Below are 12,430 nucleotides of genomic sequence, written 5' to 3'. Positions count from 1 at the left end.
ATAAAGCCCATTTTACCTTAAAACGATAAAATGTAGATGTGATAAAAAAAAAGGCCTGAGCAATTAAATGCTCAGGCTTTTTTTTTGTAATCTTAAGTCGTAACTATACTAATAAGAGTCGATTTGTAACCGTTACAATAGTCAGAAATTCATTATGTAAAAATGATGAACTTAGGTTGTATAACAAATTTAAACAACAGATAATACTATTTATTTAGTTGTGAAATAAATTACTAACTTATAGAATTATGAAGTTTTACACAATTAAACCTAATGTAAGTAGCAGAATACTTTTTGCACCGAGTAAAGCAATCTTATAGACAATCTTTTTGATATAAAATTGACACTTGTAATAGGTTTGGTTAAGTAGTGATGTCTAAACAAGAAAGCCTGAGCAATTAAATGCTCAGGCTTCTTTTGTTGTGTATTGCAAGTTCTGTTATATATTAAAACCTAACGTTAATATAAAATCTGTGTATTTAGATTTAATTGAAGCTGCATCTGTAAGTCCTATATTATATAATTGATAGTTGATTTCACGTTCAGATTGGCTAAATGCTAAATCAATATTAAAATCACCAAAATTATATCCTAAACCTAAGGAATAGCCGTTTAAATCACCATAAAAATCATTATCCTTATAAGGACTTTCTTCAAAACGATAACCTCCTCTAAAGCTAAGTTGTTTGTAGCGGTATTCTCCACCTATTTTATAAGAAGTGGCTGTGTCTAAAGTAGCATTTATTTCATTGTTTATTGATGAAAAATACGAATCAGATGTTGGTCTAAACTTTATATTACTGTAATCTTTTATAGCATAATCAAAGCTTATTAGGCCCTTCTTTCCAAAAACATATGCTAAACTTCCTGTAAGTTTTCCTGGTGTTTGTAATTTGTAATCTTCGTATATGTTTATAATATTTGGATTTACTATTTGGTTAATAGGTACTCCTCCTTCTATTCTAGTTGTGGCTAAATACTGTGAAGTTTCTTCAGAGACTCTATACCAAGTTGGTGAGTTATATGATAATCCCACTCTAAATGCTTCAGTAATCTTAGCAATAGTTCCTAATTGAAAAGAAAACCCACTTCCTGTTGTTCGTAAATTATTTTCAAAATTTACGTTTGTAATTGTAGAATTGGCATTTGAGTTAGACTCATCAAGAAAAGTAGAGCGATCGTAGTTTATAAAATGTGAGTTCAAGTTTAATCCAAAATAAAACTTGTCATTATAGCTTGTTGCAAAATTAAATGCTAATTTTCCGTTGTAACCAGAACTAGCATAGGAGTAATGCTGATTGTAATTTCCGCCTTTAATAGCTGAAATATAATTGTTTGTAGTGTCATCTTCATCAGGATTTATGATATAGCCTTCATATCCTAAAAATGCTTGTTGATTTTGAAAACCGTATATAGAGCCAATTTCAGAATAAGCTTGAGATAAAGATTCTCCCGGTAAAGCAGAAATATCATCTAAAGGTTGTCCATTAGCATTCTCAACGAAGTAATCACCAATTGTATTATTTGGATTTACTCCTCTAGCAACCCAATCATTATCAAAGTTTGTAGAACTATCATAAGCAACGCTTAACGAGAATTTTTTCCAAAGTGAATTCGAATTCACATTATTAAAAACAAACACAGCACCTAATTGATTTAAGTCAATGGTTAAATCTGATGATGAATTATTCTCATTAAAATAACTGATATCATTACTCTTATTAAATAAGCCTACAGATAATGAGGCATGACTGTTATTAAAAATAGCAGAACTTGCTGGATTAATATTAACACTAGACATGTCCCCTCCTAAGGCTCCAAAAGCACCACTCATGGCTTTAAAACGAGCTGTTCCTTGAATTTCATCCATAGAATATCTTACTGCGTCAGTAATGTCTTGTGCTACAATATAGGATGTGCTTATTAAGCCTACGCCTAATAACATAAGTAATTTTTTCATAAGTAATTTTTTAAATTTAGGAATCAAATATAAGTTTATCCTCTGCCACGTCTACTGCTAGATGAGCTACTACTAGAAGACCTAGAACTTCCTGATGATCTTACGCTGCCAGATGAAGACCTAGAGCTGCTAGAACTAGAGCGTACAGAACCAGAAGATCTTGTGCTTCTTGTAGGCGTAGTTGCTCTAGTATTTGATCTTGTTGACCTTGTTGTAGAAGGTCTAACTCTCGTGTTTGAACTCGATCTAACTGTACGTGTAGGCCTAGTTGAACTTGAGTTTCTAATTGTCCTAGTTGAAGAATTAGAAAATGTTCTTGTGCTTCTAGTACTTCTAGTGGCATTACTAGAGTTTAATACTCTACGAGTAGAATAATCTCTTCTTGATAGTGCAGAATTACTTCTGCGAGAAAGTGTAGAAGTATTTCTACGGCTTAAGTTATTATTATAAAGTAATGATCCTCTTCTAGAGTTGCTGTAAGCATATCTATTGGTGTTTCTGTAGTAATTATTATTCCAGCCCCAATTGTTATGACCGTAGCCGTAAGCATAACCGTAATTGTAGTACCAAGGAGAATGGTAGCCATAACCATAAGCCCAATGACTATTCCAACCCCAATTATTATACCTGTATCCCCAAGGACGTTCCCAGCCATAGTAACCATAGCCAAAACCAATATTCCACATCCATGGATTGTTGTAACCATACCAACTATTGTCGATGTAATTAATGGTTATAGTGTTGTTGTCTTGTCCCCAACCACCATAAGCTGGTCGTTGTTCTAATGTATCTTGAGGAGTTTCAACATAGTTACTTTCATAGGAGTCTATATCTGTAAATACTTCACTTTCCTCTTTTATGGCTTCAATTTCTGCTGAATTTTCAGCAAAATAATTTTTGTAATAATTAGAGTCATTAGTCGAAGTTGTCACGACAGGTTCGTCGGTTTCTTTTTCATATTCTTCAGAAGAATAGATGCCGTCATTGTCGTATCCAGAATATTGAAACGACCCACAAGAAGTTAACACAGTCGCTAAACCAAGTGCAACAAAAAATGGCAATTTTTTAATTATAATAGTTTTAAATTGCATATCTCTTTTTTTTTATTGTTGAACATAGCAAAAATAGTTAGTTTTGCTGAACTATTTAATACATTTAACATAAGCACAATATTTGTGCCAAAACACTTAAAATGAGCAAAAATCTTACGAGTAGAGCTGAAGATTATTCAAAATGGTACAATGAATTGGTTGTAAAGGCTAATTTAGCAGAAAATTCTGCTGTAAGAGGCTGTATGGTTATAAAGCCGTACGGTTATGCCATATGGGAAAAAATGCAAGCTGAATTGGATCGCATGTTTAAAGAAACAGGTCATGAAAATGCATATTTTCCATTGTTTGTTCCAAAAAGCTTATTTGAAGCAGAGGAGAAAAATGCTGAAGGTTTTGCTAAGGAATGTGCTGTTGTTACACATTATAGATTGCAAAATGACCCAGATAACGACGGGAAGTTACGAGTAGATCCTGAAGCTAAACTAGAGGAAGAGCTAGTTGTTAGACCAACAAGTGAAGCTATTATTTGGAATACCTATAAAGGATGGATTCAAAGTTATAGAGATTTACCAATTTTAATAAATCAATGGGCCAATGTGGTACGCTGGGAAATGCGAACACGTTTATTTTTAAGAACGGCCGAATTTTTATGGCAAGAAGGACATACGGCTCATGCTACAAAAGCAGAAGCATTAGTTGAAGCAGAACAAATGAATGATATTTATGCAGAGTTTGCTGAAAACTTTATGGCTATACCTGTTATAAAAGGAGTGAAAACAGAAAGTGAGCGTTTTGCAGGTGCTGTAGAAACGTATTGTATTGAAGCATTAATGCAAGATGGAAAAGCGCTTCAAGCTGGTACATCTCATTTTTTAGGTCAAAATTTCGCAAAAGCATTTGATGTTAAGTTTACCAACAACGAAGGTAAACTAGATTATGTTTGGGCTACATCTTGGGGAGTTTCAACACGATTAATGGGAGCGTTAATAATGACGCATAGTGATGATAAAGGTTTGGTATTACCACCAAACTTAGCACCATCTCAGGTTGTTATTGTACCTATTTATAAGACTGATGAGCAATTTGAAGCAATTACAGAAAAAGCTGAAAGCATAATTAAAGAATTAAAAGCATTAGGAGTAAGCTGTAAGTTTGATAAAAGAACAACTCATAGACCAGGAGCAAAGTTTGCGCAGCACGAATTGCAAGGTGTGCCTTTAAGAATTGCCATAGGTCCAAAAGATTTAGAAAATAATACCATCGAATTGGCAAGAAGGGATACCTTAACTAAAGAAATTGTTCAGATGGATGGTTTGGCTTCAAAAATAAAAGAGCTTCTTGAGGTAATTCAAAATGAATTATTTCAAAAAGCTTTAAATTATAGAGACGAGCATATTACTGAAGTAAATGATTTTGAAACTTTTAAAGAGGTTTTAAATACAAAAACAGGATTTATTTCAGCCCATTGGGATGGTACAGCAGAGACTGAACAAAAGATAAAAGAGTTAACAAAAGCAACTATTAGATGTATACCTATGAAAAATAAAAAAGAGGAAGGAACGTGCGTATACAGCGGGAAACCATCAGTTCAACGTGTGCTTTTTGCCAAGGCATATTAATTTTTTAAAAAAAAAATTACTTAGGTGTTGCAGAATTTAAAAATAGTTGTATTTTTGCAACCGCAATGGAAACGTTGTCGGTTCATTTAAATAATAAAATAACCAAAATGGCCCGTTCGTCTATCGGCTAGGACGCATGGTTTTCATCCATGTAAGAGGGGTTCGATTCCCCTACGGGCTACAATTTTTAATAAGAAAGAATATAATGGCAAATCATAAGTCAGCTTTAAAGAGAATTAGAAGTAACGAAAAAAGACGTGTACTTAATAAATATCAGCATAAAACAACTCGTAATGCTATAAAGAAGTTACGTGAAATTACTGATGCTAAAGAAGCGCAAACAATGTTGCCTTCTGTAATTAGTATGATTGATAAGTTAGCTAAAAAGAATGTGATTCATTCTAATAAAGCGGGTAACTTAAAATCACAGTTAACTAAACATGTTGCTACAATATAATTTTAGATTCTACTAAGATATTAAAAAGTCTTTCCTTTTTGGAAAGACTTTTTTTATTTTCAATGTTTTTTTAGTCTTGTAAAATTATTAAGTGTTGCGATTATGTAAAACTATTTATCAGTAGTACCATATTAAGTTTAAGGACGTTTTAAAGTCTGTTGGCTTGGCGCTTGTAAACACAAGCAATGTAGCTCAAAACTAAAGATAAATTGTTTTATTTTTTACGATAGCAATGTGATTATGCTTTTGTAGGACGTTTTTTTTTTGGTAATTTGATTTTAGGCTTACCATAAAAGTTTTAGATAATTATTGTGCTACTGGTCTTCCGTTTTCCATAAACTAGGTAATATACGTTTATTACTAGCCTAATTACACGTATTTGCTAAACAGAGTATTTCTCATCGGTCTAAAATTTTTGAGTGTCAGTTTTGTTCACTTCAAAATGTTTTAAAAGCTATTATAATTGTTGAAGGATTATTATTTTCTTGTCTTTAGGTAATTATATTGTAAAACCACAATTCTATTTGTGTCTACCTAGTTTTATAAGGTTTAAAACATAGAAATTAATCGCTATACTAATAGATCGCTAAACAAATAAAATGTGATCAAGTTTTTTAAACTATCTTTGCAGTCTAAAACATATTGAATGCACAAAGCAGGTTTTGTAAATATTATTGGTAACCCTAACGTTGGTAAATCTACGTTGATGAATGCTTTTATAGGTGAAAAATTATCTATTATAACATCAAAAGCACAAACAACAAGACATCGAATTTTAGGTATTGTAAATGGCGAAGATTTTCAGGTGATTTTAAGTGATACACCAGGTATCATTAAACCAGCATATGAGCTACAAGAGTCTATGATGGATTTTGTAAAGTCAGCTTTTGATGATGCAGATGTATTAATTTATATGGTTGAAATAGGTGAGAAGGAGTTAAAAGATGAAGCTTTCTTTAATAAAATCACAAATTCAAAGATTCCTGTTTTATTATTGTTAAATAAGATTGACACGTCAAACCAAGAACAACTCGAAGAACAGTCAGAGTTATGGCAACAAAAAGTGCCTAATGCCGAGTTTTTTCCAATTTCAGCAACAGAAGGTTTTAACGTTCAGAATGTATTTGATAGAATTATTGAATTATTACCAGAGTCTCCTGCATTTTACCCTAAAGATCAATTAACAGATAAACCGGAACGTTTTTTTGTAAACGAAGCCATTAGAGAAAAGATCTTAATACATTATAAAAAAGAAATTCCGTATGCTGTAGAAGTTGATACTGAAGAGTTTTTTGAAGCGGATGATATTATAAGAATGCGTTCCGTAATTATGGTAGAAAGAGAGACTCAAAAAGGAATTATTATTGGACATAAAGGCTCGGCATTAAAGCGAGTAGGAGTAGAAGCACGTAAAGATTTAGAAAAATTCTTTGGTAAACAAGTGCATTTAGAATTGTATGTTAAGGTGAATAAAAATTGGAGAAGTAATCAGAATCAGTTAAAACGTTTTGGTTATAATCAACGGTAAGTTCTAAGAGTCTTTTTCATAAAATCATGTAATTTATACATTTCTGGTTTTCCTTTTGAACGTCCAATTCTACCTGCAAAATATAATACAATCCATATTAGAATCATAAAAAGCATTAGAAACAGCTGTATCGCATAAGTGTTTCCTAGGCTTATGTTTGTATATGCCCAAATTCCAAAACCTAGAAAAAGAGCAGCGACTATAAAGTGAAAAAACATAAACATAGTCCAAACGGTTGGGTTGGGGCCAAAAAGACCATGAACTATTGTTTTACCTTTTCCATCTTCATTAATTTCTAAATGCAATTGAGGAGACCAAAAATGTTGGTCTTTTTTTGGGAATTTTATAAAAACGTGATCGTCAATCCTAGAAACAATAAATTCTGTTTGGTTAGTTTTTGTTTCGTCAAAACCTTTTAGTAATTTTTCGTTATGAGTTGTTACTTCAAATTTAAAACGAGGCCTTAATACGATTTCATTGGAAAGTGCCATAATTATTGTGAAACAGAGTGTTTCCTTTATTTTAAAATAAGGAATTCACAACGTCTGTTAATTGAAAATTCTGTTTCTGTACAATTTTCGCCACACGGAACTAATGGTTGTGACTCTCCATAACCTTTAGACGTTAAACGCGCTCTTGAGATTCCGTTTTGTACTAAATATTCTAAAGTTGCTCTTGCACGTTTTTCAGATAAGTCTAAGTTAAATTCAAAGCCTGCTCTAGAATCTGTATGTGCTCCAAGCTGTATTTCCATTCTTGGGTACTTTTTAAGTAAATCTACCAATACATCCAAGGTTCTTGCAGCTTGTGGTTTAATGTCCCATTTCGCAAAGTCGAAATAAATATTTTCTAACTCAATAAAAGTGTTACCAAATTCATCATCAGTTACAATTTCTTCAGCATCTTTATAAGATTCTATTTCAAGCTCAATATTAAATTCTATGTTGCCTTTATCATTAGTGTCAAAAAATTCAATTTGAGGAATATATTTAGGTTGAAAACCTTCAACAGAATAATTTTGATTTGGCTTAGTTGTCAACTGATATTTTCCGTCTTCACCCACTATAACTTCACTTATTACATTTCCATCTTCATCAAATAAAGTTACGGTTGTATTAGGTAAAATTTCACCTGTTACCTTGTCTGTAACTAAACCTTCAATGGTATAAGTTCTTTCGGTTTCAATGCGTTTAAAAGTATATATATTATCTTCACCAGATCTATTAGAAGATATGTATCCAGTGTTTAAAGAATCGATTACGACAAATGCGAAGTCATCTTTTTCAGTATTAATAGATTCACCTAAATTAAGTGCATCGAGGTATTTATCATTATTTATGCTACTCGAAAATACATCTAGACCACCAAAACCATTTTTTCCATTAGAAGCAAAATAAAGAGTGCTATCTTGAGCAATAAAAGGAAACTGTTCTCTACGAACAGTATTAATATTTGCACCTAAGTTAACGGGTTCACCAAAAGAATTGTCTCCTAAGATATCTACGTAGAAGATATCAAAAGAGCCCATGGTATTTGGCATGTCACTAGCGAAGTATAATTTTGTTTCATCACTATTTAAAGCAGGATGCATAGTAGAGTAGGTGTTACTAGAAAAGGGTACAGGTTCTACATTTGTCCATTTATCATCAACTAGTTCTGCTTTAAAGATACTAACAACAGCAATTTTTGTAGAATCTAAATCAATTCGATTTTTGTGATTTCTAGAAAAATACATGGTTTTACCATCTTTGGTAAATACGGCATTACTTTCATGCTGTTTTGAAGTATTTATATTTTTATTAAAAGGTTGTATGCTATCTAATGTTATAGAATTTCCGACAGTTACTTTACCTTCATATAAATCTAAATACGGTTTGCTATTCCATTTGTAATTTGGATTTTTTAAATTTTTTGTTGAAGAAAAAACGATTTTATCTCCATAAATACCAACTCCAAAATTTGAACCTCCAATATCTTCTGTAATATTTTTTAGTTCATATTCATAAGGAATAATACGTTTTAACAACGATTTAAAACTTTTGGTATTAATAGGGTTGTTTAAATAAAGAGATGAAATTTCATCTGATTCTTCGTATTTTCTGGTTCCTTTTAATACATCAAAATACTTGAAATAAAATGCTTCAGTGAGTTCCGTATCATTTTTTAAATCATAAACTTGTTTGTAGGCTTTATAAGCACGATCAAATTCAGAGTTATAATAATAACAGTCTCCTAGCTTTTCTAAATTAACTGCTGTTTTTGGAAGTTCCGAATAAATCTCAGCAGCTTCAACATATGCTCTATTTTCGTAAAGCGCATCAGCTTTACTAGATTGTGAAAAGCATAGATTTCCTGTTGTTAAAACAGCAAATAAGATATATAGTTTAAACGTTTTCATTTGTCTTTAATTAGAAAAATCTTGGCGATTTGTCGTAGCCTTTTCCGAGTTTACCAATGTTAAATAATAGCATTATTTCGTGTGATCCCGAATTAAATCTACCTAAATTAGATATTGTATGGTCGTAGGCATAACCAATACGTATGGCATCAGTCATTGAAAAATTAATCATACCAACGTAAGAATCATCAAAGCGATAGCCAGCACCAACTTCTACCAAATTATCAATTAAAACATTTGCATTTAGATCTATAGATAAGCGTGCGCCATCGACATGCTTTGCCATAAAAGAATGCTTAAACTTAAAAGTATCATTTAAATCTATGACATAACCACCAGTGAAAAATACATGTATATTTTTTTTACCTTGAGATATAATTCCGCTATCCTCCTCAAGGTATTTTGTTTCTAAAAGATTTGGTGCAGATAAGCCTAAATAATAATGATCTGAGAAAAAGAATAATCCAGCTCCAACATTAGGAATAACTCGGCTTATATTTTCTGCAAAGGCCGGATCTGGTAAAGGGTCAGAATATACAAACCCATCAAAATTGGTACTGTAAAAAGTAGCGCCAGCCTTTATCCCAAAGGATAACTTTGTGTTTGCACTTACAGGAACCACAACAGCTATATCTGCAAAAGCACTTGTTTGTTTTACAACGTCACCAATTTCATCATGTACAACAGATAAGCCTCCTTCTACGTTATCTGTAATTGTAGAATGAACAAAATATGTACCGGTTGTTGGTCCACCAATAGATCGAGCCCACTGCGTACGATAAAGTAGGCCAAGATTCATCATAGAGTTGTCATCTGTAGCATAACCAGGATTTATGACACTCATATTATACATATATTGGCTGTATTGAGGATCTTGTTGTGCGTGCAATTTCAACCCTAAAAAAAGAGTTGTTATGGCAATGCAATATGTTGTTATTTTACTTATCATTTTAATATGTCGTAAATTATCTACTTAGATACACTCTACCTTGTATTGGTTCCGTTTTTCCATCATTAAATTCTAAGATATAAAAATATACTCCAACAGGTAAAACAGTATTGTTGTTTTTCCATGTTCCGTCCCACTTAGGGGAGTCTTTGTCGCCTTCGTAAAGTATATTTCCATATCTATTATAAACGCTAAGTTTAAAGTTAGGATAAAGTTCGTCTAAGTAAAGAATATCAAAAACAGGATTAATATGGTCGCCATTTGGAGAAAAACCATCTGGTATTACAATGCTTTTTACACATTCAATAAAACTAATAGTTACTTCTAATCTTATACTTGTTTCACAATTATTTTCTGTTCTAAATGCTCCATAGTATATAATCCCTTCTTGTAAAGCATCTGTATCAGCATAAGGTATACCTCCAATAGCTTGATCATACCACACAATTGAGTCGCCTACATTTATATTGTTAGAAATGTTGTTGGATAAATCTGCAATGGTTGGATTATCTTCTATACAAAACTCTGTGCCGTTGTCAATTAATTCTGGTGTTGGTGGATCTTGTACTATTATCTTATAAGGTTCAACAGTATTAGTAATTGCACTACAAGTTTGCCCAAGTACATATAATTGAGTCAGAGTAACCATAGTAATTCCAGGGTTTGGTAATAGTGTTTGTGGAATTATAAATGTTGAGTTTCCACTTACTACAGAAATTGCAGCAGTATTTACAGAAGCGTTAGCTTCACTAAGTTGATATACAATAGAATAATCACCATCTGGTAATTGATTAGCTCCACTAATAATAATTTCGGCATCTTGAAGACCTAAACAAATGAAATTGTTATCCATAGAAAGTTCTAGTCCTGTAACGTCTGGAAGGTCTAGTATTGTAACAGATACATTAGCAGAAGCTGTTAAGTTACATTCTGTTGATGTTACGGTATAGGTGTATACATCAGCAGTATCAACTGTAGGGTCAAACACTCCAGTTCCACTAGCAAGTGCAGGTGTCCATATCCCTCCAGTTTGTGGGGAACCACCTAAACTATCAAATAGATCTACAGAGTTTGTATCATCGATACATAAATTAAGTGTGTCATCTAATCCAGCATCTGGTACTTGAGTAAGTGTTACAACAACATTAGCAGTTGCATCAGGACAAGTTGAATCTGTACTAGAAACAGTATACGTATAGGTATCAGCAGTGTCTACCGTTGGGTCAAATACTCCAGTGCCACTTGTTAATGCAGGAGACCAAGTACCACCTGTTTGTGGAGTTCCTCCTAAACTATCAAATAAATCTATAGGTGAAGTATTACTACAAAACTCAATAGTACCATCTGTACCAGCGTCATTTGCAGTTGAAATAGAGACTGTTACTGTCGCAGAACTAGTTCCACATGAATTATTTATAGTATAAGTATAAATATCAGCGGCATCTATAGCTGGATCAAACATTCCTGTTCCACTGGCAAGAGCAGGAGACCAAACTCCCCCTGTATCTGGAGTTCCTTCTAAGTAATCAATTAAATCAACTGAACTAGAATCGCTAGAACACAAATCTAGTGTACCATTAGTTCCGGCATTTGGTGCTTGAGTAAACGTTACAACAACATTAGCAGTAGCATCAGGACAGCTTGAACCTGTACTAGAAACAGTATATGTATAGGTATCAGCAGCATCAACCATTGGGTCAAATACTCCTGTCCCACTTGTTAATGCAGGAGACCAAGTACCACCTGTTTGTGGAGTTCCTCCTAAGCTATCAAATAAATCCACTGCAGTATCTGTATTACAAAGTTCTAAAGTACCATCAGTTCCAGCATCATTTACATCAGATAAAGAAACAGTGACAGTTGCAGAATTAGTTCCACATGAATTGTTTAAAGTATATGTATAAACACCTTCAGGATCTGTGTTAGGATCAAATATTCCAGTTCCGCTAGTTAGTGCAGGAGACCAAGTACCACCAGTTTCAGGTGTGCCAGAAAGACTATCAAATAAATTAACTGTATTTGTTGAATCACATAAATTAAGTGTTCCGTCATTTCCAGCATTAGGTGCTTGTAAAATAGAAACAGTAACTGTTGCCGTAGCATCAGGACAAGTAACTGTTCCGCTAGAAACAGTATAGGTATAGGTGTTAGCAGCATCAACCATTGGGTCAAACATTCCAGTTCCACTAGCAAGTGCAGGGGACCAAGTACCACCAATATCAGGTGTGCCACCTAAACTGTCAAATAAGTTTACAGCAGTATCTGTACTACAAAGTTCTAAAGTACCATCAGTTCCAGCATCATTTACATCAGATAAAGAAACAGTGACAGTTGCAGAATTAGTTCCACATGAATTGTTTAAAGTATATGTATAAACACCTTCAGGATCTGTGTTAGGATCAAATATTCCAGTTCCGCTAGTTAGTGCAGGAGACCAAGTACCACCAGTTTCAGGTGTGCCAGAAAG

The 12,430-nt window shown here is 33.1% G+C and carries 9 protein-coding genes and 1 tRNA gene; 4 read left to right on the top strand and 6 right to left on the bottom strand.

What is annotated here, in order from left to right; genetic code table 11:
* Positions 1-439 precede the first annotated feature (439 nt).
* On the bottom strand, positions 440-1,960 hold the full coding sequence (locus KO504_RS06580; RefSeq protein WP_215925544.1) for an OmpP1/FadL family transporter: 1,521 nt from the start codon (positions 1,958-1,960) through the stop codon (positions 440-442).
* A 35-nt stretch (positions 1,961-1,995) separates the two neighbouring features.
* The gene (locus tag KO504_RS06575; RefSeq protein WP_215925543.1) at positions 1,996-3,051 is read right to left on the bottom strand and encodes a hypothetical protein; all 1,056 of its coding nucleotides are present in this window, start codon (positions 3,049-3,051) and stop codon (positions 1,996-1,998) included.
* A gap of 101 nt (positions 3,052-3,152) precedes the next feature.
* Between KO504_RS06575 and proS the strand changes: the two genes are divergently transcribed.
* The 4 genes from proS to era all read left to right on the top strand — a co-directional run bounded on the left by proS (position 3,153) and on the right by era (position 6,616).
* Positions 3,153-4,631 carry a proline--tRNA ligase gene (gene proS, locus KO504_RS06570; RefSeq protein WP_215925542.1) on the top strand — a complete coding sequence of 493 codons (1,479 nt, stop codon included), beginning with the start codon at positions 3,153-3,155 and terminating at the stop codon, positions 4,629-4,631.
* A 109-nt stretch (positions 4,632-4,740) separates the two neighbouring features.
* A tRNA-Glu gene (locus KO504_RS06565) sits at positions 4,741-4,812 on the top strand.
* Between the two features lie 24 nt (positions 4,813-4,836).
* Complete coding sequence (gene rpsT, locus KO504_RS06560) at positions 4,837-5,088, top strand: 30S ribosomal protein S20 (protein ID WP_215925541.1); 252 nt, start codon at positions 4,837-4,839, stop codon at positions 5,086-5,088.
* Between the two features lie 646 nt (positions 5,089-5,734).
* On the top strand, positions 5,735-6,616 hold the full coding sequence (era, locus tag KO504_RS06555) for a GTPase Era (RefSeq protein ID WP_215925540.1): 882 nt from the start codon (positions 5,735-5,737) through the stop codon (positions 6,614-6,616).
* Here era and KO504_RS06550 read toward each other — a convergent pair.
* From KO504_RS06550 to KO504_RS06535, 4 genes are all read right to left on the bottom strand, one after another.
* Complete coding sequence (locus tag KO504_RS06550; protein WP_215925539.1) at positions 6,607-7,107, bottom strand: GTP-binding protein; 501 nt, start codon at positions 7,105-7,107, stop codon at positions 6,607-6,609. The genes era and KO504_RS06550 overlap by 10 nt on opposite strands.
* A gap of 26 nt (positions 7,108-7,133) precedes the next feature.
* Positions 7,134-9,014, bottom strand: coding sequence for an OmpA family protein (locus KO504_RS06545; RefSeq protein ID WP_215925538.1), 1,881 nt, complete (start codon positions 9,012-9,014; stop codon positions 7,134-7,136).
* A 10-nt stretch (positions 9,015-9,024) separates the two neighbouring features.
* Positions 9,025-9,963: a PorP/SprF family type IX secretion system membrane protein gene (locus KO504_RS06540; RefSeq protein WP_215925537.1), complete on the bottom strand. Its 939-nt coding sequence runs from the start codon at positions 9,961-9,963 to the stop codon at positions 9,025-9,027.
* 16 nt (positions 9,964-9,979) lie between these two features.
* Positions 9,980-12,430: gliding motility-associated C-terminal domain-containing protein (locus KO504_RS06535; RefSeq protein ID WP_215925536.1), on the bottom strand; the 2,451-nt coding region annotated here is incomplete at its 5' end.

Origin of the sequence: Winogradskyella psychrotolerans (assembly GCF_018860565.1) — a bacterium.
Taxonomy (GTDB): Bacteria; Bacteroidota; Bacteroidia; order Flavobacteriales; family Flavobacteriaceae; genus Winogradskyella; species Winogradskyella damuponensis.
The sequence above is the reverse complement of the archived record's forward strand: the minus strand, read 5'-3'. Positions and strand labels throughout refer to the sequence as shown.

Bases quoted from the DNA above. Each gene is read 5' to 3' on its own strand.
- KO504_RS06580 (WP_215925544.1), bottom strand. From the start codon at position 1,960: ATGAAAAAATTACTTATGTTATTAGGCGTAGGCTTAATAAGCACATCC.
- KO504_RS06575 (WP_215925543.1), bottom strand. From the start codon at position 3,051: ATGCAATTTAAAACTATTATAATTAAAAAATTGCCATTTTTTGTTGCA.
- proS (WP_215925542.1), top strand. From the start codon at position 3,153: ATGAGCAAAAATCTTACGAGTAGAGCTGAAGATTATTCAAAATGGTAC.
- rpsT (WP_215925541.1), top strand. From the start codon at position 4,837: ATGGCAAATCATAAGTCAGCTTTAAAGAGAATTAGAAGTAACGAAAAA.
- era (WP_215925540.1), top strand. From the start codon at position 5,735: ATGCACAAAGCAGGTTTTGTAAATATTATTGGTAACCCTAACGTTGGT.
- KO504_RS06550 (WP_215925539.1), bottom strand. From the start codon at position 7,107: ATGGCACTTTCCAATGAAATCGTATTAAGGCCTCGTTTTAAATTTGAA.
- KO504_RS06545 (WP_215925538.1), bottom strand. From the start codon at position 9,014: ATGAAAACGTTTAAACTATATATCTTATTTGCTGTTTTAACAACAGGA.
- KO504_RS06540 (WP_215925537.1), bottom strand. From the start codon at position 9,963: ATGATAAGTAAAATAACAACATATTGCATTGCCATAACAACTCTTTTT.